Genomic DNA, 21,689 nt, shown 5'->3' with positions numbered 1-21,689 from the left:
CCGCCCAGGCATTAGCGTATGGTGCGTAACTGGCGCATGATCTGTTGTGCCGCGTCCTGCACCATATCCTGACGCAATCGCTTTTCTTCTGCTTCCTTGCCCAGCACTTGCGTTTCATCAAAGCGGTAATCCCGCACCAGGCTGATCCTGTTGGCCAGCTTTTCCTCGCCATTATTGTCGAGCACGCTGTACGAAATTGCATAGTGCACTTCGTATTCGCTCACCTTACCGGCGCCACCCACAGACAGCACGCGACGATCGAAACGCTCGGACGTGATGTTCAGCGCCAGATCGGCGGCGGCGCTGTCCAGCGTAAAGCGAGCCCCCTGCAGCCCGCCCCGGCGCCGCAATTCCTCCAGCATGCCGCTCTGCGGATTACCGCTTTGCAGATAGACCATCGGCATATCCGACAGTGCAATATCGTCCACACCGCTGCCGCGCAAATGGAAGCCGCAACCCGCCAGCAGCAGTACCAGCCCCAACGCCCCCATCCGTATCTGTAATGTCATTTTCACTCCCTGCAATTGGTCAGGCCACGACAATATTTACCAGCTTACCCGGAACGACGACGATTTTCCTGACCATCTTTCCCGCGGTGAAACGCCGGACATTGACATCTCCCAATGCGGCGGCTTCTATCTGCGGCTGGTCTGCCTGCGCAGGCACCCTGATCCGGCCGCGCAGCTTGCCGCTTACCTGTACCACCAGCTCTATTTCATCCTGCGCCAGAGCGGCCTCATCAACCTCGGGCCACGGCGCATCAATGATATCCCCGCCGAACTCAAATTCCTTCCACAGGCTGTGCGTAATGTGCGGGGTGATCGGCGCCAGCAGGCGCAGCAGGATACCCAGACCTTCACTGATCAGCTCAGTATACGTCGGGATCGGCATCTTCTCTCCCGACCGCATCTTAGGCTCCGGTATGTGCACAAGCGCATTTAATATTTTCATTGCACCGGACACCACCGTATTGAACTGGTGCCTGCCCATGTCGTAGTTTATTTGCTTCAGTGTCTGATGGATCTCTCTACGCACGGCCACATGTTCCGGGGCGGCGTTCCCCCAATATATTGTCTTGCTTCCCCATTCAGATGCAGTGGCCAGAAAAGAATTGTTCTCAGAGGCGAATGCCCACAACCGCTTCAGAAAACGGTAAGAACCCTGCGCGCCCGCATCCGACCATTCCAGGGTCTGCTCCGGCGGCGCGGCGAACATCATGAACAGGCGCGCGGTATCAGCACCGTATTTGTCTATCAGCGCCTGCGGATCCACGCCGTTGTTCTTCGACTTCGACATGGTTTCGATACCTCCCACGGTCACCGGCTGACCATCGCGTTGCAGCGTCGCGGCCACCATCCGCCCCTTGTCATCCCGCTCAACCACAACCTCATGCGGGAAAAAATAGTCCTTCTTGCCGTTGGCCTGCACACGGTAGAAGGTCTCGGCCAGCACCATGCCCTGGGTAAGTAACTGGGTGAAGGGCTCATCGCCGGTTACCAGGCCTTCGTCACGCATCAGCTTGTGAAAAAAACGCGCATACAGCAGATGCAGAATCGCGTGCTCAATGCCACCGATGTATTGATCCACCGGCAGCCAGTGCCGGGCGCGGTCATCTACCATGCCGGTGGCGGTATCCGGCGCGCAGAAGCGCGCGTAATACCAGGACGATTCAACAAAAGTGTCCATGGTGTCGGTCTCTCGTCGCGCCTGTTTGCCGCACTGCGGACAGGACGTTTGGTAAAATGCGGGCAGCTTGGCCAGCGGGTTGCCACTGCCATCCGGCACGATGTCTTCCGGCAGCTGCACGGGCAAATCCTTGTCCGGCACCGGTACGTCACCGCAATCGGCGCAATGAATAATCGGAATCGGGCAGCCCCAGTAGCGCTGACGCGAGATGCCCCAGTCGCGCAGACGGAACTGGATACGCGATTCACCGAGTTTTCTCTGCTTTAATACGGCCTCCATTCTGTTAAAGGCCTGCTCGAAATCAAGTCCATCGAATTCACCGGAGTTGAACAAGATGCCGCAGTCGGTACACGCCGCCGTGAGTGGCTCGGCGAGCGCACTGTCCGCCGGGCGTATTACCGCCTTGATGGGTAGCTGATATTCAACTGCAAATGTAAAATCGCGCTCGTCATGGGCCGGCACCGCCATCACCGCCCCTTCGCCGTAACCCATGAGTACATAATTCGCCACCCACACCGGAAGTTTCTCGCCCGTAAACGGATGGATGACGAATGCGCCGGTCGCCATGCCTTTCTTGTCCTGCGTGGCGAGCTCTGCCTCAGTTACGCCGCCTTTTTTGCATTCCTCCATAAAGGTGTGCAGAGCGGGATTGTTTGCGGCGGCCTGCGTGGCCAGCGGATGCTCGGCGGCGACCGCGACATAGGTGACGCCCATCAAGGTGTCGGGGCGCGTGGTAAACACCTTTAACACGTCGCTGCCGTCGGCATATGGGAAGTGCACCTCCATGCCGCGACTCTTGCCGATCCAGTTGCGCTGCATGGCCTTCACCTGCTCCGGCCAGTGCGGCAGCTGATCCAGCCCGGCCAGCAACTCGTCGGCATAGGCGGTGATCTTGAAGTAGTACATCGGGATCTCACGCTTCTCGACCAGCGCACCGCTGCGCCAGCCACGCCCGTCGATCACCTGCTCGTTGGCAAGCACGGTCTGGTCCACCGGATCCCAGTTCACCACGCCACTCTTTTTGTAGATGATGCCCTTGCTGAACAAACGCGTGAACAGCCACTGCTCCCAGCGGTAATACTGCGGATCGCAGGTGGCAAGCTCGCGCGACCAGTCATAGGCGAAGCCCAGGCTTTTCAACTGGTCGCGCATGTAGGCGATGTTGTCCCAGGTCCAGTTGGCCGGCGAGGCCTTGTTCTGCATCGCGGCATTTTCTGCCGGCAGCCCGAAGGCGTCCCAGCCGATCGGCTGCATCACGTTTTTGCCACGCATGCGCTGGTAGCGGGCGATCACGTCGCCGATGGTGTAGTTGCGCACATGGCCCATATGCAGGCGTCCGCTCGGGTACGGAAACATCGACAGGCAGTAGAATTTTTCCCGCGCCGGGTCTTCCTGCGCCTTGAATACCTGCTGCTGCTCCCAATAGCGCTGGGCCTCGCATTCGATTTTTTTTGGCGGATAGTGCTCATCCATGGCGCTTGAATCCAGTACAGCTGTTAACGAAGATGGGCTATTTTACGCGGAATCGGTCGGGTTTTGTTGCCCGCGCCAGCCGCGCAGCGCAGTCCACGCCAGCACCAGCAGCAGTGCGATCACCACCGGGTAGTTGCCCCAGCGCGCATAGGGTGTGGCGCCGGTCAGCGGCTGAAAGGTCGCCGCCACCACATCCTCTTGAAACTGCTCGGACTGCGCCACGACCTTGCCGCGGGCGTCGATCACCGCCGAGATGCCGTTGGTCGTGGCGCGCAGCATGTACCGTCCGGATTCCAGCGCCCGCATGCGCGACATCTGCAAGGCCTGATGCGGGGCGAAGGAATCGCCGTACCAGGCATTGTTGGTACCATTCACCAGTAGCGCGGCCTGCGGCAGCGACTGAATCACCTCTTCACCAAACACATCCTCGTAGCAGATCGATACACCGACCTTGTGGCCGGCCACCTCCAGCAGTGGCTGCTGGGCCGGGCCGGGACTGTAACCTGACATGGGCAGATCGAAAAAGCGGATCAGCCCGCGCAGCCATGCCTCTAGCGGCACGTAATCACCAAATGGCACCAGATGGCGTTTATGGTAAAAACCCGTGCTGCTGCCCAGACTCAACATGCTGTTGTAATAACGGCGTGAGCCCTGCTCCCGCACTGAAATACCGATCAACATATCCGTATGGTTTGCGCGCGCTTCATCCTGCAGCCGGGCAAGATAATTGTCCGCAATCTGATCATAAAACACCGGCAGTGCGGCCTCCGGCCACACGACCAGATCGCTGTCCCAGTGTTGGCGCGTAAGCTCAAGATAGCGCTCCAGCGTGCGCTGCACCTGCTCCGGTTGCCACTTGATGTCCTGCGGGATATTGCCCTGCACCAGGGCAGCGCGCAGCGGTACACCCTCGGCCTGGGTCCACACCACCCGTCCCGCCAGCAGTGCAACCAGCCACAGCGCAAGCAACACGGCGGCGCTGAAGTACCTGGCCCTGCCCGTTGTCTGCACCAGCATGAGCAACACCCCGGCGGAGAATGCCGCCGCCCACGACACACCGTACACACCGACGATGGGGGCCAGTCCGGCGAGCGGTGCATCTATCTGGCTGTAGCCGGCATGGAGCCAGGGAAAGCCTGTCAGTACCCAGCCACGCAGCCACTCAAACAGCGTCCAGCCCGCAGGAAACACCAGCAGGGCTTGCACAATGCCCGCCAGCGGGGGCAGGCGGGCCATGGCGTATCCGAGCAGCGCAGGAAACAGCGCCAGCAGCACTACGAATAACGCCGTCATGAAACCCGCCAGCGCTACACTGGCATAGCCAAAGTCATGGATGGCCACATACACCCATGACACGCCCACCCCAAACTGGCCCACGCCAAACAGCCAGCCGCGCCAGGCGGCCCGGCGCGGCGTCGTGCCCCGCCATACACCAAACAACAGCGCCAACGCCAGGATGGAAAGTGGAAACCAGTGAAAGGGGGCAAAGGCCAGCGGGAATAACACACCTGCCACCAGCGCGCACAGGTCGTCGCGCCAGCCTTTATCAACCCACTGGGACTGCGTCACACCTGCGAGGAAGCGGCGGGCGTGCTGCCCTCGGCTGGCGCGCGCAGCATCAACTGCAGCAAATGCAGGCGGCGACTGTCGGCGCGCAATATCTTGAAGCGCATGCGTCCTATGCTGATGGTTTCACCGCGCTTGGGCAGACGACCAAGATGATGAGTAAGTACGCCCCCCAAGGTGTCAAACTCCTCCTGCTTGAACTCGGTGCCGAACTCACGATTAAAGTCCTCCACCGGCATCAATGCCTTCACTGTGTAGCTGGAATCACTGTTCTTGACGATAAAGGTCTCGTCTTCAACATCGTGCTCGTCCTCGATCTCGCCCACGATCTGCTCCAGCACATCCTCAATAGTCACCAGGCCCGCCACACCACTATATTCATCCACCACCATGGCGATATGATTGCGACTGTTGCGGAATTCCTTGAGCAATACGTTCAGGCGCATGCTCTCCGGTATAAATACCGCTGGTCGCAATACGTCGTTGAGCTGAAATGTATCCTTGCCGCCCTCGGCAAAATAGGCGAGCAGGTCTTTGGCCAGCAATATGCCCGTCACCTCGTCCCGGCTTTCGCCAATCACGGGGAAGCGCGAGTGGGCAGACTCAATAATCAACGGCAGGAACTCTTCCGGCCGCTGATCGCGCGGCACGACCACCATCTGCGAACGCGGCACCATGATGTCTCGCACCTGCAGCTCGGATACCGCCAATACACCTTCGATCATGGCGAGCGCGTCGGCATCGAGCAGATTACGGCTTTCAGCATCACGTAACAGCGTAACCAGCTGCTCGCGGTCATGCGGCTCGCCGAGCAACACCTTGCTCAGGCGGTCAAGCCAGGATCGTTGCGGGGGTTCGGAGGTATTGTCGTCGTTCATACGTTTTTATCTGTTTGATAAGGGTCGGGGTAGCCAACATCCGCCAGCAGGCGCGTCTCCAGCCGTTCCATGACACTGGCCTCGGCAGTGTTACGGTGGTCATAGCCCAGTAAGTGCAAGATACCATGCACCACCATGTGCGCCCAGTGGGCCTGCGTCGACTTGCCCTGCAAGCGGGCCTCCCGCACCACCACCGGCGCACAGATCACGATGTCGCCCAGATAATCTCCGGCAGCCTGCGCTTCAAATGCGAAGGATAACACGTTGGTCGCGCCGTGCTTATGACGATAGGTGCTGTTGAGCAACGCGCTCTCTGCCTCATCCACAATGCGCAGCGTCACTTCCACCGCCGGACGCCCATTCAGTGTAGCGAGCACCCAGCGCCGGAAGTCTTTGACCAGCGGCAGACCACGACGTGGCACTGCGTATTGCACCTGGATGCTATTTTTCCGGCGCGTCTGTGTTGCGCTCGTAGTTTTCATAGGCCGTGACTATGCGCTGCACCAGCGGATGACGTACTACATCCTGGGCGCGAAAAAAACTGAAACTGATACCATCTATACCTTTCAAGACTTCAACTGCATGACGCAGTCCCGACCTGCGTTCACGCGGCAGATCGATCTGGGTGACATCGCCTGTCACCACAACGGTGGAGCCAAAACCGATGCGGGTGAGAAACATCTTCATTTGCTCGACCGTGGTGTTTTGCGCTTCGTCCAGTATGATAAACGCCTCGTTCAGCGTACGCCCGCGCATGTAGGCAAGCGGCGCAACCTCGATCACGTTACGCTCGATCAGCCGTGCCACACGCTCAAAACCGAGCATCTCGTAGAGTGCGTCATAAAGTGGACGCAGATAGGGATCGATTTTCTGCGCCAGATCACCGGGCAGAAAACCCAGCCGCTCACCGGCCTCAACCGCCGGGCGCACCAGCACCAGCCGTCGCACGCGTTCGCTCTCCAGCGCCTCGATCGCACATGCCACCGCAAGATAGGTCTTGCCGGTGCCCGCCGGGCCGATGCCGAAGTTAATGTCGTGCGCCAGGATGTGTTGCAGGTAACGCCGCTGATTCGGATTCTGACCCTGAATCAGGCCGTGGCGGGTACGGATACTGACTTCCGCGAGCGTGACTGGTGCACTCGCCCCAGCCGCTGACAGCGTATCCATCTCGCCGCGATTGAGCAACAAATGTATGCGCTCCGGCGTCAGTGTTTCGCGCAGCGTCTCGGCGTAGAGTTCTTTCAGCACCTTGGCTCCGGCCTGCGCTGCAGCTGCGTCACCAATAATGCGGAACACATTGCCACGGCTGTTGATCTCCACCCCGAGTCTGCGCTCCATCTGGCGCAGGTGCTCATCGAATTGGCCACCCAGATTGGCAAGCCGCTGGTTGTCGGCGGGCTCGAGCGTAATATCAATCTGGTGCGGCGGCTCGACCTTGACGATGCGGGGTGTAAGACGTTTGGCCACGAAGACGTCAGGCCTGTGCGTGCAGCGGTACTACAGTCTGCTGTGCTGGCAACGCATGCCCTGCCAACAATTCGCCCCGCAACGAGTTTGGCTGCACCTCAGTGATGCGCACATCGACGTACTGGCCGATGATGTTTTCGGCGCTAAAGAAATTCACCACCCGGTTGTTTTCGGTGTGCCCGGCATACTGATTCGCATGTTTGCGTGCAGGGCGCTCGACCAGAATACGCTGCACGCTGCCGAGCATGTGGCGATTGATGTCGGCGGCCTGCACATTAATGCGTGCCTGCAACTCAGCCAGGCGACGTTGCTTCACTGCGAGTGGCACCGGGTCCGGTAGCCCTGCCGCCGGTGTGCCGGGGCGCGGGCTGTAGATAAAACTGTAGGAGTGATCGAAGCCGACCTCATCAATCAGCCTCAGTGTCGCCGCAAAATCCTCTTCGGTCTCCCCCGGGAAGCCCACGATAAAATCCGATGAAATACAGATGCCGGGGCGCAACGCACGCAACTTGCGCAGCTTCGATTTGTACTCAAGCACGGTGTGGCCACGCTTCATCAGCGCCAAGATGCGGTCAGAACCACTCTGCACCGGCAGATGCAGGTGATTGGCCAGTTTCGTCACCTCGGCGTAGGCGTTGATCAGGCTGTCGGAGAATTCCACCGGGTGGGAGGTTGTGAAGCGAATGCGCTCGATGCCGTCGACCGCAGCCACATGATGAATCAGCAATGCGAGGTCGGCGCAGTCGCCGTCATCCATCACGCCCCGATAGGCGTTCACATTCTGTCCCAGCAGCGTTACCTCGCGCACGCCCTGCGCGGCGAGCTGGCTGACCTCCTGCAACACGCTGGTGAGTGAACGGCTGATCTCTTCACCCCGGGTGTAGGGCACCACGCAGAAGGTGCAATATTTACTGCAACCCTCCATGATGGAAACCAGGGCGACGGGGCCTGTGGCGCGCGGCTCAGGCAGCCGGTCGAATTTTTCTATTTCAGGAAATGAAACATCGACCACAGGCGTGCGTGTGCGCCACACACTCTCCACCATCTCGGGCAGGCGGTGCAGGGTCTGCGGGCCGAACACCATATCGACATAGGGCGCGCGGGCGCGGATACCCTCACCCTCCTGGCTCGCCACGCAGCCGCCGACACCAATGACCAGTTCGGGCCGCGCCAGCTTCCACTCACGCCAGCGCCCCAGATGTGAAAATACCTTTTCCTGTGCCTTCTCGCGAATGGAGCAGGTATTCAGCAGCAACACGTCCGCCTCTTCCGGCGTGGCCGTGGGTACCAGGCCATGGGAGGCCGCGAGTACGTCCGCCATTCTGGCGGAATCATACTCATTCATCTGACAACCGTGAGTATGGATGTACAGCTTGCGCGTCATACGTCGCCCAGCGTGTTAATCATTATAGGGAGGGGTAGCGCCGATCTTGTGTATGCTGAGGTCAGCGCCGGCAAACTCCTCTTCCGCGCTGAGGCGTAGCCCGACAGCTTTCTTGAGCACGCTATACACCACAAAACTGCCAATCACTGCGATCGCGACGCCGCCTGCCGTACCGATCAACTGCGCGGTAAAACTGACCCCACCACGGCCGCCCAGCGCCTCCAACCCGAAAATGCCTGCCGCGATGCCGCCCCACGCGCCGCACAACCCGTGCAGCGGCCACACGCCGAGCACATCATCAATCTTCCATTTGTTTTGCGTCAGCGTGAACGTCCAGACGAACAGCGCACCGGCCAGCACCCCGGTCACCAGCGCACCCAGCGGGTGCATGATATCTGAGCCCGCACACACTGCCACCAGACCGGCCAGCGGGCCGTTGTGCACAAAGCCGGGGTCGTTGCGGCCGATGAACAGCGCCGCCAGTATGCCGCCTACCATGGCCATCAGCGAATTCACCGCCACCAGCCCGCTCACCGCCGCGACCGACTGGGCCGACATGACATTAAAGCCGAACCAGCCCACGGTCAGCACCCACGCGCCCAGCGCCAGAAAGGGGATATTCGACGGCGGATGCATGGACACCTGCCCGTCCTTGCCGTAACGCCCTCGGCGCGCGCCCAGCAGCACGACTGCGACCAGCGCCATCCAGCCGCCCATCGCGTGCACCACCACCGAGCCGGCGAAGTCATGGAAGCTGGCGCCAAAGGTGGCCGCCAGCCAGTCCTGTACGCCGTAATGGCCGTTCCATACCATGCCCTCATAGAACGGGTAGATCAGCGCCACGAACACGAAGCTCGCTGCCAGTTGCGGGTTAAACTTGGCCCGCTCGGCTATGCCGCCCGAAATGATGGCAGGCACGGCGGCGGCAAACGTGAGCAGGAAGAAAAACTTCACCAGCTCATAACCGTTTTTCGCCGCCAGCTCTTCTGCTCCCTGCATGAAATACACGCCATAGGCCACGCCGTAGCCGATAAAGAAATAGGCAATAGTGGAAACAGCGAAATCACAGATGATCTTGACCAGGGCGTTGACCTGGTTCTTGTGCCGTACCGTCCCCACCTCCAGAAAGGCAAAACCGGCATGCATGGCCAACACCATCACGGCGCCGACCAAGACAAACAATACATCGCTGCCCGACTGCAAACTCTCCATTCCCGCCCCCGCTGTCACTGATTTATCCTGCCCCACACCCATTGCGAGCACGTTAAGCCCGTAATTCTAAGGCCGGACTCCCTAAAAGTCGAACCGGCGGCGCCACACTGCTACTCAGGAGCCAGTAAATAAAGCTACAACAATAATGCTGTGACTCCTGAGTAAAAACCCTGTTTACTCTACCCCCACCCTGCCCCCTTTTGCGCTGCGCTATCCATGCCCCGCGCAAAAGTCCAGCCAAGCCGTCCTGGCTTGGCGTTCGGCCGTTTCACGGCCTCACCCCTAAACAGGGGCGGGGACGCAACGGGAAGTGTAGTCTTACTTACTGACTTATGAGTATGATGGGCGCATGCCTAAAACACCGGAGATTCTGCGCGTCGAAACCCTGGCCAAAACGCGCATCTTTCACGTCGAGCAGGTAGACCTGCGCTTTTCCAACGGCGTTGAGGTACAGTACGAGCGCCTGCACAGCGCGCCGCGTGGCGCGGTGCTGGTGGTGCCGATGCTCGACGCCGACACCGTGCTGCTCATCCGCGAATACGCCGCAGGGGCAGGACGCTACGAACTGGCACTGCCCAAGGGCCGCCTCGAACCCGACGAAGATCTGCTTGCTGGCGCCGACCGCGAGCTGAAGGAAGAGGTCGGCTATGGCGCCCGCCGCCTGAGGCACATCACCTCCATGACGCTGGCGCCGGGCTATCTCAACCACACCACGCACGTAGTGCTGGCGGAAGATCTCTACCCGCAAAAACTGGTGGGTGATGAACCGGAGCCGATTGAAGTCATACCGTGGCGCTTGTCGCAGCTCGGAGAATTGCTCGCGCATCCGGAATGCACCGAGGCGCGCTCCATCGCCGCGCTGTTTATCGTGCGCGACAAGCTTTACACCGCGCCCTAGCGCAACCAGCTACCAGGGCAGTTCGGCGCCATCGTAGGCCATAAACCGCCCCGAGTCCTTGAGCCTGAAACCCTCTATCACCCCGCGCATGCCGCGCACGCTGGTCTCCGGCGTAATTTCAGCATTCGGCCCGCCCATATCGGTCTTCACCCAGCCGGGATGCAACACCAGCGCCCCGATCTTGCGCGGCGCGAGGTCGCGCGCCAGGCTCACCATCACGGCATTGAGCGCAGCCTTGCTGGAGCGGTACAGATAACTGCCGCCGCTGCCGTTGTCGGCCATGCTGCCCATCAGGCTGCTGACCGACGCAATCAACTTCTTGTCGCTACGCGCGACATGACTTACAAACGCCTCGGCCATTTTTGCCGGGGCCAGGGTATTGATACGCAGCTCGCGCTCCCAGACCGGGTATCTCAGACTGCCGAAACTCTCATCCTCCGCGCCGCCATACACACCCGCATTGCTGAGCAGGACATCAATCGCCCTATCGTGCAGCGTCTGGGCCAGCGCATCGATCTGCTTATGATCCGCCACATCAAGTGCATGCACGCTCACCGTGTCGTGCCGTCCCGCCAACTGCTTCAGTTCGCGCGCCTGGTCGGGATACCTGCAACAGGCAAGCACGTCCCAACCCTCCTTGGCATACTGGCGCACAAATTCCAGGCCCAAGCCTCGATTTGCACCTGTCACAAGAATGGAAGACATGACCGACCTCCAGTATAAAAACAAAGCCAAGGGTAGTATTAAGTGAGATTATACGCCGAACAAACCGTGGTGTGACGATGACCGGCAACCCAATCACACAGAAAATCGAGCTCAAAATTCAGCGCAAAAAGGTGTAGCAATGAACAGCATGTGGCATGTAATCGGCCCGATTAAATCCGGCGCGTTTATTTTTCTGGAGTTCAGCCAATGAGTCTCACAGTGGTGGCTCTGTTTGTGATCGGACTGATCCTGCTGGTCGGCGGCGCTGAGCTGTTAGTGCGCGGGGCCTCGCGGCTGGCGGCACGCTTCGGCATCTCGGCCTTGGTGATCGGACTCACCGTGGTCGCGTTCGGCACCAGCGCGCCGGAACTCGCGGTGAGCATCAAGGCCGGGCTCGCAGGTCAGGCGGATATCGCGCTGGGCAACGTGGTCGGTAGCAACATCTTCAACGTGCTGCTCATCCTCGGCCTCGCGGCACTCATTACGCCGCTGGCGGTGTCCCAGCAACTGGTAAGAATCGAGGTGCCGCTGATGATCGGTGTCTCGGTATTGCTGCTGGTTATGGCGCTCGATGGACGCATCAGCGGGTATGACGGCGTGCTGCTCGCCTCCGGCATCGTGGCCTATACGGTGTTCGCGCTGCACCAGAGCCGCAAAGAGGCCGTGGCGGTACAGACTGAGTACGCACAGGAATTCGGCGGCAGTGCTACCGCCGGACGCGGGCAGCTGCCGTTGCAGATCGCGCTTATCATCGCCGGACTCGCGCTGCTCGTGCTCGGCGCTCACTGGCTGGTGGAAGGGGCGGTGGCGTTCGCGCGCATGTTTGGCGTGAGCGAATTGATCATCGGCCTCACCATCGTCGCCGCCGGCACCTCACTGCCCGAGCTTGCGACCTCCATCGTGGCGGCGCTGCGCGGCGAGCGCGACATTGCCGTCGGCAATGTGATTGGCAGCAGCTTGTTCAACATCCTCGCCATCGCCGGCATCGCCGCCGTGGTCACGCCGGGCGGGCTCGAGGTCGCGCCCGCGTTGATTCGCTTCGACATCCCGGTGATGATCGCGGTGGCGCTCGCGTGTCTGCCGATCTTCGCCACCGGCCACCTGATCGCACGCTGGGAGGGGGCGCTGTTCCTCGGCTACTATGCAGCCTATGTGCTGTACCTGATCCTGGCGGCCACGCAACACGCGGCGCTGCCGGCGTTCAGCACTGCCATGCTTGGCTTCGTGCTGCCGCTCACAGTGGTCACCCTGACCGTGCTGCTGGTGCGGGCAGCGGAGACCAAGCCATGACAGGCAACGTTTTCCGCTATGCCGGTGTGGTACGCCATGAATCCCCTTATCCATTGCCTGCTGCAGGAGCCTCGCCATGAAAATGATCGGCAAGATTTTTATCACCGGCCTGTTTACTGTGCTACCCATCCTCGCCACCGCATACCTGATCGTGTGGTTCTTCTCCGGTGCTGAGCGGCTGATTGGCGCACAAGTTCGATGGCTGATCCCGGACGAACGCTACCTCGCAGGTATGGGTATCGCGGTTGCGCTCGTGGGTGTATTTCTCATTGGCATACTGATGCACATGTGGTTGTTTCGGGAGCTGTTCAATCGCGCCGAGCGTGTCCTTCTCGAAATCCCGCTGGTACGCTCAATCTACACCGCGCTGCGTGACCTGCTCGGCCTGTTCGCGCGGCACGGCGATGACCTGCCCATGCAGGTGGTGTCGGTGGAGCTGCCCGGCAGCGGCATGCGTCTGCTCGGCTTCATCACACGCACCGATTTCTCCAGCCTTCCTGAGGGCATCGGACGCGACAGCGAAGTGGCGGTTTATCTGCCGATGAGCTACATGATCGGCGGCTATACCGTATTCCTGCCGCGCGCGTCGGTCACACCGGTCAACATGTCACGCGAGGAAGCAATGAAGTTTGTCGTGACTGCGGGCATCCGCTCGAGTACCGAGCGTCACACAGCGAAGACGTAGGCCGGTACGTGCAACGGGGAACACGCTGTGCGCACGCCAAAGCATGACCTGTACCTTATTGATTATTGGTGGCCAGGGACGGAATCGACCGTTTTGCCCGGAGCAAAACGGGACGTGCGAAGCATGCCCGCAGGGTGCACGCCAAGGACGGTGCGCATCAACCCCGACCTGAATGCTGTGAGATTCCGGCCCACCCAAGTTATTTATAGTGATACAGCAACCGCTCATTAAGGTATCTGTGTGGTGGCCAGGGACGGAATCGAACCGCCGACACGGGGATTTTCAGTCCCCTGCTCTACCGACTGAGCTACCTGGCCTGATACTGCGGAAAGGCGCGTATTGTACCGCGTCAGCCGCTGCATGCGTCAAGGTAAATGGCCAAAGGCACTCTTAAGTCAGGCCACCGCAACCTCAGGCGTACTGGCCGAGCGCGTGTTGGCGAGCGGGTGATTGTCAACCGCGTGATAGGTGAATACTACTGAAAACTTGGTCGCATCGGTCTCATTGCGACCGGCGGCATGCAGCGTGCGGCAGTGGAAGAACAGCACATCGCCCGCATCGAGTTCTGCCGGGATACCGGTAGCGATCAGTTGCTGATTCTGTGGCAGTTCGGGACGGAAAAATATCGTCTTATCAAATTGTGCCGGGGTAAACGCCATGGCCTGGCTACCGGGCACCAGCAGCAGACAGCCGTTCTCCACGCGCTCCGGCCCGAGTGCCAGCCAGACACTCACCAGTTCCTGGCGCTCAAACGCCCAGTAGCGGATGTCCTGATGCCAGTGGGTGATGCTGCTGTAGCGCGGCTGCTTGGTCATGATACAGTTGTGATGCGCCTGCGCCAGCAGGATATCCGGCCCCAGCAGTTGCTGCAGACGCCCGGTAACCGGCGCGCTCAGCGCCCAGTCACGAAATACCGGGGCACGCGCATAGGCCTGCAATAAGCGCCGTACCGTGTGGCCACCCGGCGCGGTGCGGGATGGCGGCGCACCGGGATAATGCAGATCGGCCTCATATTCGAGCGGCCCCACTTCGGCTTCCAGCGCTGCTGCAGCGAGCGAGCGCATGGCGCGCACCGTCTCGGGTGCGGCGAGTTGGCGCACAATCACATAGCCGTCTTTGCGAAAACCCTCAACTTCGTGCGCATTGAACATGCGCGGCATTTTACACCCCGGCCAGTACTGGCGCTTATGTTAAAATTGAAATATGGATGTTTCCCGCCTGATTGACCCGCTGAACGACGCGCAACGCGAGGCGGTGTGCGCCCCGCAAGGCCCGCTGCTGGTATTGGCTGGCGCAGGCAGCGGCAAGACGCGGGTACTCACGCACCGCATCGCCTGGCTGATGGAGGTGGAACACGCCACGCCGTTTTCCATCCTCGCCGTCACCTTCACCAACAAGGCTGCGGCCGAGATGCGTGGACGCATTGAAGGCCTGTTGCAACGCCCGGCGGGCGGCATGTGGGTAGGCACGTTTCACGGGCTGGCACACCGCCTGCTGCGCGCGCACTGGCGCGAGGCGCGCCTGCCCCAGACCTTCCAGATTCTCGACAGCGATGACCAATACCGTACGCTGCGCCGTGTACTGAAGGCGCTCGACCTTGATGAGGCCAAGTGGCCACCGCGTCAAGCACAATGGTTCATCAATGCCCGCAAGGACGAGGGCGTGCGTCCGCAGCACATCGATGACCGCGGCGACCCCTATGCACGCCAGATGATCCGCATCTATCAGGCTTATGAAGCATTGTGTGAGCGCTCCGGCCTGGTGGATTTTGCCGAGTTGTTGCTGCGCGCACATGAGTTATGGCTCAAACAGCCGCAGGTGCTGGCGCACTATCAGAATCGTTTTCAGCACATTCTGGTGGACGAATTTCAGGACACCAACGCGATTCAATACGCCTGGTTGCGCATGCTCGCAAGCGCGCACGGGCGCATGTTTGCAGTCGGCGATGACGACCAGTCGATTTACGGCTGGCGCGGCGCACGCATCGAAAATATCCAGCAGTTCGCACGCGACTTCCATGGCGCGCAAACACTGCGGCTGGAGCAGAACTACCGCTCCACCGGCACCATCCTCAAGGCCGCCAACGCGCTCATTGCCAACAACAGCGGACGTCTCGGCAAAAACCTGTGGACCAACGATGCCGACGGCGAGCCCATCCTGCGTTATGCGGCATTCAATGATCTGGACGAGGCGCGCTTCGTGGTCGAACGGATCCGCCAGTGGGTAGCACAGGGCGGGCAACGCGCCGAGGCCGCCATTCTCTACCGATCCAATGCACAGTCGCGCAACTTTGAAGAGGCCTTGCTACAGGTCGGCATGCCGTACCGGGTCTATGGCGGCCTGCGTTTCTTCGAGCGCGCCGAGATCAAGGACGCACTGGCCTATCTGCGCCTGATTGCCAACCGCGATGACGATGCCTCGTTTGAGCGAGTGGTCAACATGCCGACGCGCGGCATCGGCGACACCACGCTGGAGGTACTGCGCGCTCATGCCCGCAGCCAGCAAATCCCGCTGTGGCGGGCGGCACTTGCACTCACCACGGAAGCCAAACTGAGTGCGCGCGCGGCCTCGGCGCTGGCGGCCTTTCTCAATCTGATCGAAGCACTGGCGCGTGACACAGCCCATCTTGAACTGCATGAGCAGACTGATCACGTGGTGCAGTGCAGCGGTCTGCTTGACCATCACCGCAAGGACAAGGGCGAAAAGGGCCAGGCGCGGGTGGAAAATCTGGAAGAGCTTTCCAGCGCCGCGCGCCAGTTCAGCCATGAGCCGGAGGAGGGCCTGGATCCCCTGTCGGCCTTTCTCTCGCATGCCGCGCTGGAAGCAGGCGAAGGCCAGGGCAATGCCTGGGATGACTGTGTGCAGCTCATGACGCTGCACTCGGCCAAGGGGCTCGAATTTCCGCTGGTGTTCCTCTGCGGCATGGAAGAGGGGCTGTTTCCGCACCGGCTTTCCATTGAGGAAGACCGCCGCCTGGAAGAAGAGCGCCGCCTGTGTTATGTCGGGCTGACACGCGCCAAACGCCAGCTTTACGTCACCCACGCCGAACGCCGCCGCCTGCACGGCACCGACACCTATCCCAATCCGTCCCGGTTCGTGAACGAGATTCCTGCCGAACTCATGCGCGAGGTACGCCTGCACGGCACAGTGGCTGCCTCCACTCCGGTCACTGCCACTCAAGTATTCTCCGCCACGACCGATAACCAAGTTACGCCTACCGGTCTCCGGCTGGGCCAGCATGTGCGTCACGCCGCTTTCGGCGAAGGTGTGATCATGAATTATGAGGGGCGAGGCGAGCAGGCACGGGTTCAGGTAAGTTTTGCGCGCGCGGGCAGCAAATGGCTGATGGTGGCCTATGCCAATCTGCAAACGGCATAGTTCTTGCGTGCCCAAGACTATCACCTGCGCGCAGTACATGCGCCAGCATTTTTTGCTACGCGCTTGCTATTTCTGCGTTAATGAATGAGATAATACGGCGTCGGGTGCTTGCCGAGGGCCACAACCCTGTAAACAGAACCCTTACATTTGTTTAATTCATCACGTAAAAGGAGAAGATTCATGAAGTCACATTTGTTGATTGCTTCCGCTGCCGCCGCCCTGTTATTCGCAGGCCAGGCAAGCGCCGCACTGGACATGGCAGCAGGCTCGGAACTGGCCAAGAAGAGCGGCTGCTTTGCTTGCCACAACATCGACCAGAAGCGTGTCGGACCGTCCTGGAAAGATATTAGCGCCAAGTACGCAGGCGATGCCGGCGCCAAGGCCAGCCTGGTCGAGTGGACCAAGAAGGGCGGCACGGGCCGCTGGCAGATGGGTGTGATGCCGGCCTACTCGCCGCGCGTTGCCGATGCCGACATCGACGCCCTGGCTGATTTCATTATCTCCCTGGCCAAATAGTCACACCGCTCCATCCGGTACTAAAAGCCAGCTTAACCGCTGGCTTTTTTTTGTGCTGCACATGGACGTGCGAATGTCGCGGGCGCATGGATGCGCAGGAGCGACGGCTGCGCAGGGAAGAGCGTAGCGAAGGGTTCTGCGGATGTCGCAGGTAGACACAGGCATGCTACATTGTGACGACGATTAGCCGCCAGTTGCCCACCCTGCGTTATGGATCATGATGCCGTACTGTGGCTGGTGCCGCTGTTTTTCCTTGCTGCGCTGGCCTACAGCTCGGTAGGCCACGGCGGTGCCACCACCTACCTCGCCATCTTTGCCCTGTTCGGCTTTGCGCGCGCGGATATCGTACCCACGGTGCTGGCGCTCAATCTGCTGGTGAGCGGGCTGGCCTTCCTCAACTATCAGCGGGCCGGGCATTTTGAACCACGGCTGCTGCTGCCGTTTATCATCGCCTCCATTCCGGCCGCCTATGTCGGCGGCGCCACACAGCTGACACCCGAGACCTTCTCGCTGCTGCTGGGTTTCACCTTGTTGGCTGCCGCCCTGCGCTTTCTGCTACCCCGCCCCATCGCGACCCTGACCGCCATTACGCCAGCACGCCTGTATGGCGTGGGTGTCCCGGTGGGCTTGCTGCTGGGGTTTATGGCCGGGCTGCTTGGCATCGGCGGTGGAATTTTCCTCAGCCCGCTGCTGCTGGTGCTGGGCTGGGCGGATGCAAAAAAAACAGCCGCCCTCTCCGCCGCCTTCATCTTCCTGAATTCAGCCGCCGGCCTGCTGGCGCAAACGGGCAAGGTACTGCCCGACTGGAGCCTGGCTGGGTGGCTTGGCGCGGCCGTGCTGCTCGGTGGGGCCTTGGGCTCTTACAGTGGGGCCTTCCGCCTGTCATCACCTGTTTTGCTGCGCGTGCTCGCGCTGGTGCTGCTGATGGCAGGCTTCAAACTGATCAAGGGGAATTGGCTGTAAAAAAATTCTCAGGCGGCACTTGCGCATTTAAATGATAATAATTATCATTACTAAACATTAGACCTCCTGCCTGGAGCCCGAAAATGAAATCTGTGTATCGTACCCTGTTGTCGCTACTGGCCTTGCTGCCACTCGCCCTGCCACCGGTGCAGGCCGCCGACGAGATCGTGGTCTATTCGGCGCGCAACGAGCAACTCATCAAACCGCTGTTTGATGCCTACACCCAGGAAACCGGCGTCGCCATAAAATTCATCACCGGCAAGGAAGGCCCCCTGCTCGAGCGCCTCAAGGCCGAGGGCGCCAAGACCCCTGCCGACCTGCTGATCACAGTAGACGCTGGCAACCTGTGGCAAGCTGTGCAGGAGGGGGTGCTGGCCAAGGTCAACTCCCAGACGCTCAACAGCAATATTCCCGCCCACCTGCGCGACCCTGATGGCTACTGGTACGGCCTCTCGGTGCGCGCACGCACCATCGTCTACAACCCCAACAAGGTGAAACCCGGCGAGCTCTCCACCTATGAAGCCCTGGGTGCCACACAATGGAAGGGGCGTTTGTGCCTGCGCAGCTCCAAGAAGGTGTACAACCAGTCGCTGGTTGCCATGATGATCGCCCAGTCAGGCGAAGCCGCGACCGAGGCCACCGTCAAGGCCTGGGTTGCCAATCTTGCCGCACCGGCATTTTCAGATGACGACAGCGTACTCAATGCCGTTATTGCCGGTCAATGCGATGTGGGTATCGTCAACAGCTATTATTTTGGCCGCCTCAAGCGCAACCAGCCCGACGCGCCCGTGTCCATCTTCTGGGCCAACCAAGATCAGCAAGGTGCGCATGTAAACATTTCCGGCGCCGGTGTGACCGCCCACGCCAAACACGCACAGGCCGCCGTCAAGTTCCTCGAGTGGCTGTCGGGCGACCAGGCGCAACACCTGTTTGCCGATTCCAACCTGGAGTTTCCCGCCAACCCGAACGTAGCACCCGATTCACTGGTGGCGTCCTGGGGTGAGTTCAAGCACAATACCATCAACGTCGCCGAGGCCGGCAAGCGTCAGGTGGCAGCGGTAAAACTGATGGATCGTGCCGGGTACAAGTAAGTCGGCAGGTATGGGCGACTGATAACCTCAACCGCACGCTTATTCTGCCTCCATAGACCCGCATGAGTGCCCTGTCCAGCACCGCCGTCACACATACGGCACGCCGCCGCAGTCGGTGCAATCGCTGGCACGTGGCATCGTTGTGCATTGCGGCGCTGGTGGTATTGCCCATTCTGGTCCCCTTCTTCGCCTGGCTGACGCCGGAGGCCGAGGTCTGGCGCCACCTGACAGACACCGTGTTGGGCGAACTGCTCTACAACACGCTGGTGCTCTCACTGGGTGTCGGGATTGGCGTGCTGGTACTGGGCGCGGGGCTGGCCTGGCTCACCACCCTGTGCGAGTTTCCCGGCCGCCGCCTGTTCGAGTGGGCGCTGATGTTGCCGCTGGCGGTGCCCACCTACGTGCTGGCCTTTGTCGCCATTGGCCTGCTGGACTTCAGCGGTCCGCTGCAAACTGCCTTGCGTAGCCTGTTTGGCGATGATCTGCGGTTACCGCAGATCCGCTCAACCGGCGGCGTCATCACGGTGATGGTGCTGGCACTCTACCCGTACGTTTACATGCTGGCCCGTACTGCGTTTCTCTCCCAGGGCCGCACCATGATGGAGTGCGGCCGCATGCTGGGGCTCACGCCCTGGCAGGCCTTTTTGCGGGTGGCGCTGCCCACCGCACGGCCTGCGCTGGCCGCAGGCGTGGCGCTGGCGCTGATGGAGACACTGGCCGATTTTGGCGCCGTGTACATCTTCAATTACGACACCTTTACCACCGCGATCTACAAGGCCTGGTTCGGGCTGTTCAGTCTCGAGGCGGCGGCCCAGCTTTCTACGCTGCTGTTGCTACTGGTCGCGCTCGCGCTGTATCTGGAACGGCGCTTTCGGGGCGCAGCGCGTTATTACAACAGTGGCAAACCGGCCCACGAGCGGCGGCTGCAACTCACCGGCGCCCGCGCATGGGGTGCCACGGCGGCGGCCACCACTGTTCTGCTGGTCGCCTTTCTCATTCCACTGGGGCAACTGTTGCTGTGGGCGGGAGAATCTGCGCTGGACGATCTGGATGCACGCTACCTTGAGTTTGTGCTGCACACCCTGGCACTGGGCGCGTTGGCTGCGCTTATTACCGTCAGCGTTGCGCTGCTGCTGGCCGCCGTGCGGCGGCTCCAGCCGCAAAACCGCCTGAGCGACATGCTGCTACGGCTCTCCACCTTGGGCTATGCCCTGCCCGGCACCGTGCTCGCCGTCGGCATCATGCTGCTGCTGACCTGGCTTGATCAAGGCATCGACAGCCTCAGCGAGGCGTGGTTTGGCGGCCCAGTGGGGCTCGCGCTCGCAAGCTCGCTGGTAGCATTGTTGTTTGCCTATCTGGTGCGCTTTCTCGCCGTAGCACACAGCCCGGTGGACAGCGGGCTGGAACGCATCACGCCGTCCATTGCCCAAGCCGCGCGCAGCCTGGGTGCGGCGCACAAGGAAATTCTCTGGCGCATCTATCTGCCGATGCTGCGTCCGGGCCTGCTGTCGGCCGCGTTGCTGGTGCTGGTGGAGGTGATGAAGGAGCTACCGGCGACACTGCTGCTGCGCCCCTTCGGCTGGGACACACTGGCGGTACGCATATTCGAACTGACCTCGGAAGGCGAGTGGGAGCGCGCGGCACTGCCCGCGCTGGCGCTGGTGCTGGTCGGCCTGGTGCCGGTGCGACTGCTGATGCGCGCCACCCGCCCTCAGGGCTGAGTCACCGCGCAGCTACTCCGCATAAGGCATGCGCGTGTGGCCGTAACGTATGGCCAGCACCGCGAGTGCAAGCACCAAAATGGCGAGCGATAGCGCCACCATCGACCAACCGTCCAAATCCTTGAGGCCGATGATGATATAACGCGCTATCGCCACCATGGCGATATAAATCGGATAACGCACCGGCAACTTGCCGCTGCTGAAATAGAGGCCAACCATGGTAAAGATTTCAAGATAGATGAACAGCAGCAGGATGTCCTGCAACAGCACTTCCTGCCGGTGCACCATCAGCATGACTTCCTGCCACACCGCCACCATGGTGGCCATAGTGATCAGCAGCAGGCCGACCCACTCAATGATGTGCAAAGAGCGCATGACCCGACGCGATGCCGGCCGCTGCATATCCATTTAGAGAGCCCCCTAGGCAGAATTTCATCCATCATCAACGGCGAGCTGGCGTCTGTCAACGCTGGCCCGGCGTGGCAGCGCCCAAGGTGGTGCGTTGTTCACATCAAACCACGCAATTTGGCTTGGATTCACCCACAGCGCACGGTATAGTAGTGAGGTCTTGCGGGAGAGAGTTGTCGCGGCACAAGCAGCGACAACCGCCGACGGCGCAAACCGCCCGGAAACGCTCAGGCAAAAGGACCGCGAGACAACAGGATGCCGCCGCAATCTTAGGCATCCCACAATTCTGGAGAGCTCGGCCAGGTGCACACCTGACTGACACCGAAGGGGTTCAATCTCTCAGGTCACAGGACAGAGGGGCGATGGCA

Annotated in this window: 19 protein-coding genes, 1 tRNA gene and 2 riboswitches; of the genes, 8 read left to right on the top strand and 12 right to left on the bottom strand. The window is 60.7% G+C overall.

The genetic code is table 11. The annotated features are described in order from the left end of the window. Nucleotides 1–11: 11 nt before the first annotated feature. Genes lptE through Q8L89_04565 form a run of 8 tightly spaced genes read right to left on the bottom strand, consistent with a single transcriptional unit; the run spans nucleotide 12 to nucleotide 9,666 of the window. Nucleotides 12–509 (bottom strand): LPS assembly lipoprotein LptE, encoded by a 498-nt coding sequence (gene lptE, locus Q8L89_04600; protein MDP1708326.1) that lies wholly within the window; start codon nucleotides 507–509, stop codon nucleotides 12–14. Between the two features lie 19 nt (nucleotides 510–528). After that, nucleotides 529–3,159, bottom strand: coding sequence for a leucine--tRNA ligase (leuS, locus tag Q8L89_04595; GenBank protein MDP1708325.1), 2,631 nt, complete (start codon nucleotides 3,157–3,159; stop codon nucleotides 529–531). 42 nt (nucleotides 3,160–3,201) lie between these two features. Further along, nucleotides 3,202–4,728: an apolipoprotein N-acyltransferase gene (lnt, locus tag Q8L89_04590; protein MDP1708324.1), complete on the bottom strand. Its 1,527-nt coding sequence runs from the start codon at nucleotides 4,726–4,728 to the stop codon at nucleotides 3,202–3,204. Then, nucleotides 4,725–5,603: a transporter associated domain-containing protein gene (locus Q8L89_04585; GenBank protein MDP1708323.1), complete on the bottom strand. Its 879-nt coding sequence runs from the start codon at nucleotides 5,601–5,603 to the stop codon at nucleotides 4,725–4,727. Before Q8L89_04585 ends, lnt begins: the two co-directional genes overlap by 4 nt. Then, nucleotides 5,600–6,025, bottom strand: coding sequence for an rRNA maturation RNase YbeY (gene ybeY, locus Q8L89_04580; protein MDP1708322.1), 426 nt, complete (start codon nucleotides 6,023–6,025; stop codon nucleotides 5,600–5,602). The genes Q8L89_04585 and ybeY overlap by 4 nt, the downstream gene beginning before the upstream one ends. 19 nt (nucleotides 6,026–6,044) lie before the next feature. Then, nucleotides 6,045–7,070 carry a PhoH family protein gene (locus tag Q8L89_04575; GenBank protein ID MDP1708321.1) on the bottom strand — a complete coding sequence of 342 codons (1,026 nt, stop codon included), beginning with the start codon at nucleotides 7,068–7,070 and terminating at the stop codon, nucleotides 6,045–6,047. Between the two features lie 7 nt (nucleotides 7,071–7,077). Continuing rightward, the gene (miaB, locus tag Q8L89_04570) at nucleotides 7,078–8,454 is read right to left on the bottom strand and encodes a tRNA (N6-isopentenyl adenosine(37)-C2)-methylthiotransferase MiaB (protein MDP1708320.1); all 1,377 of its coding nucleotides are present in this window, start codon (nucleotides 8,452–8,454) and stop codon (nucleotides 7,078–7,080) included. Nucleotides 8,455–8,469: 15 nt separating this feature from the next. Then, the gene (locus Q8L89_04565) at nucleotides 8,470–9,666 is read right to left on the bottom strand and encodes an ammonium transporter (GenBank protein ID MDP1708319.1); all 1,197 of its coding nucleotides are present in this window, start codon (nucleotides 9,664–9,666) and stop codon (nucleotides 8,470–8,472) included. A gap of 349 nt (nucleotides 9,667–10,015) precedes the next feature. Between Q8L89_04565 and nudE the strand changes: the two genes are divergently transcribed. Next, entirely contained in the window at nucleotides 10,016–10,564 is a 549-nt protein-coding gene (gene nudE, locus Q8L89_04560; GenBank protein ID MDP1708318.1) for an ADP compounds hydrolase NudE, read from the top strand. A gap of 9 nt (nucleotides 10,565–10,573) precedes the next feature. Here nudE and Q8L89_04555 read toward each other — a convergent pair whose 3' ends face one another. Then, on the bottom strand, nucleotides 10,574–11,269 hold the full coding sequence (locus tag Q8L89_04555; protein MDP1708317.1) for an SDR family oxidoreductase: 696 nt from the start codon (nucleotides 11,267–11,269) through the stop codon (nucleotides 10,574–10,576). Between the two features lie 207 nt (nucleotides 11,270–11,476). On the opposite strand from Q8L89_04555, the gene Q8L89_04550 reads away from it, so the two are divergent. Together Q8L89_04550 and Q8L89_04545 are read left to right on the top strand one after the other, a co-directional pair. Beyond that, the gene (locus Q8L89_04550) at nucleotides 11,477–12,559 is read left to right on the top strand and encodes a calcium/sodium antiporter (GenBank protein ID MDP1708316.1); all 1,083 of its coding nucleotides are present in this window, start codon (nucleotides 11,477–11,479) and stop codon (nucleotides 12,557–12,559) included. Nucleotides 12,560–12,635: 76 nt separating this feature from the next. After that, nucleotides 12,636–13,244, top strand: coding sequence for a DUF502 domain-containing protein (locus tag Q8L89_04545; GenBank protein ID MDP1708315.1), 609 nt, complete (start codon nucleotides 12,636–12,638; stop codon nucleotides 13,242–13,244). Nucleotides 13,245–13,485: 241 nt separating this feature from the next. On the opposite strand, the gene Q8L89_04540 is transcribed toward Q8L89_04545, so the two are convergent. Both Q8L89_04540 and Q8L89_04535 read right to left on the bottom strand, forming a co-directional pair. Beyond that, nucleotides 13,486–13,561 (bottom strand) — tRNA-Phe (locus Q8L89_04540). A gap of 78 nt (nucleotides 13,562–13,639) precedes the next feature. After that, nucleotides 13,640–14,404, bottom strand: a complete 765-nt coding sequence (locus Q8L89_04535; protein ID MDP1708314.1) for a phytanoyl-CoA dioxygenase family protein — start codon at nucleotides 14,402–14,404, stop codon at nucleotides 13,640–13,642. A gap of 43 nt (nucleotides 14,405–14,447) precedes the next feature. Between Q8L89_04535 and uvrD the strand changes: the two genes are divergently transcribed. The 5 genes from uvrD (at nucleotide 14,448) to Q8L89_04510 (ending at nucleotide 20,913) form a co-directional block, all read left to right on the top strand. After that, nucleotides 14,448–16,622 carry a DNA helicase II gene (uvrD, locus tag Q8L89_04530; protein ID MDP1708313.1) on the top strand — a complete coding sequence of 725 codons (2,175 nt, stop codon included), beginning with the start codon at nucleotides 14,448–14,450 and terminating at the stop codon, nucleotides 16,620–16,622. Between the two features lie 180 nt (nucleotides 16,623–16,802). After that, on the top strand, nucleotides 16,803–17,138 hold the full coding sequence (locus Q8L89_04525; protein MDP1708312.1) for a c-type cytochrome: 336 nt from the start codon (nucleotides 16,803–16,805) through the stop codon (nucleotides 17,136–17,138). A gap of 210 nt (nucleotides 17,139–17,348) precedes the next feature. Continuing rightward, nucleotides 17,349–18,101, top strand: a complete 753-nt coding sequence (locus Q8L89_04520) for a sulfite exporter TauE/SafE family protein (GenBank protein ID MDP1708311.1) — start codon at nucleotides 17,349–17,351, stop codon at nucleotides 18,099–18,101. Between the two features lie 83 nt (nucleotides 18,102–18,184). Further along, nucleotides 18,185–19,192, top strand: coding sequence for a Fe(3+) ABC transporter substrate-binding protein (locus Q8L89_04515; GenBank protein MDP1708310.1), 1,008 nt, complete (start codon nucleotides 18,185–18,187; stop codon nucleotides 19,190–19,192). Between the two features lie 62 nt (nucleotides 19,193–19,254). Continuing rightward, the gene (locus Q8L89_04510) at nucleotides 19,255–20,913 is read left to right on the top strand and encodes an iron ABC transporter permease (protein MDP1708309.1); all 1,659 of its coding nucleotides are present in this window, start codon (nucleotides 19,255–19,257) and stop codon (nucleotides 20,911–20,913) included. A 12-nt stretch (nucleotides 20,914–20,925) separates the two neighbouring features. Here Q8L89_04510 and Q8L89_04505 read toward each other — a convergent pair whose 3' ends face one another. Then, nucleotides 20,926–21,321, bottom strand: a complete 396-nt coding sequence (locus Q8L89_04505) for a phosphate-starvation-inducible PsiE family protein (GenBank protein ID MDP1708308.1) — start codon at nucleotides 21,319–21,321, stop codon at nucleotides 20,926–20,928. Between the two features lie 153 nt (nucleotides 21,322–21,474). After that, nucleotides 21,475–21,574, top strand: a riboswitch (glycine riboswitch). 23 nt (nucleotides 21,575–21,597) lie between these two features. After that, a riboswitch (glycine riboswitch) is annotated at nucleotides 21,598–21,686 on the top strand. Nucleotides 21,687–21,689: the final 3 nt, after the last annotated feature.

Source organism: Gammaproteobacteria bacterium (assembly GCA_030680605.1).
Classification (GTDB): Bacteria; Pseudomonadota; Gammaproteobacteria; order SURF-13; family SURF-13; genus JAQBXX01.
The sequence above is the reverse complement of the archived record's forward strand: the minus strand, read 5'-3'. Positions and strand labels throughout refer to the sequence as shown.

Coding starts and splice junctions, on each gene's coding strand:
- uvrD (MDP1708313.1), top strand. CDS start 14,448: ATGGATGTTTCCCGCCTGATTGACCCGCTGAACGACGCGCAACGCGAG.
- Q8L89_04510 (MDP1708309.1), top strand. CDS start 19,255: ATGAGTGCCCTGTCCAGCACCGCCGTCACACATACGGCACGCCGCCGC.
- Q8L89_04550 (MDP1708316.1), top strand. CDS start 11,477: ATGAGTCTCACAGTGGTGGCTCTGTTTGTGATCGGACTGATCCTGCTG.
- nudE (MDP1708318.1), top strand. CDS start 10,016: ATGCCTAAAACACCGGAGATTCTGCGCGTCGAAACCCTGGCCAAAACG.
- lptE (MDP1708326.1), bottom strand. CDS start 509: ATGACATTACAGATACGGATGGGGGCGTTGGGGCTGGTACTGCTGCTG.
- Q8L89_04585 (MDP1708323.1), bottom strand. CDS start 5,603: ATGAACGACGACAATACCTCCGAACCCCCGCAACGATCCTGGCTTGAC.
- Q8L89_04525 (MDP1708312.1), top strand. CDS start 16,803: ATGAAGTCACATTTGTTGATTGCTTCCGCTGCCGCCGCCCTGTTATTC.
- miaB (MDP1708320.1), bottom strand. CDS start 8,454: ATGACGCGCAAGCTGTACATCCATACTCACGGTTGTCAGATGAATGAG.
- Q8L89_04505 (MDP1708308.1), bottom strand. CDS start 21,321: ATGGATATGCAGCGGCCGGCATCGCGTCGGGTCATGCGCTCTTTGCAC.
- Q8L89_04520 (MDP1708311.1), top strand. CDS start 17,349: ATGGATCATGATGCCGTACTGTGGCTGGTGCCGCTGTTTTTCCTTGCT.
- Q8L89_04545 (MDP1708315.1), top strand. CDS start 12,636: ATGAAAATGATCGGCAAGATTTTTATCACCGGCCTGTTTACTGTGCTA.
- Q8L89_04565 (MDP1708319.1), bottom strand. CDS start 9,666: ATGGAGAGTTTGCAGTCGGGCAGCGATGTATTGTTTGTCTTGGTCGGC.
- leuS (MDP1708325.1), bottom strand. CDS start 3,159: ATGGATGAGCACTATCCGCCAAAAAAAATCGAATGCGAGGCCCAGCGC.
- Q8L89_04555 (MDP1708317.1), bottom strand. CDS start 11,269: ATGTCTTCCATTCTTGTGACAGGTGCAAATCGAGGCTTGGGCCTGGAA.
- Q8L89_04535 (MDP1708314.1), bottom strand. CDS start 14,404: ATGCCGCGCATGTTCAATGCGCACGAAGTTGAGGGTTTTCGCAAAGAC.
- Q8L89_04515 (MDP1708310.1), top strand. CDS start 18,185: ATGAAATCTGTGTATCGTACCCTGTTGTCGCTACTGGCCTTGCTGCCA.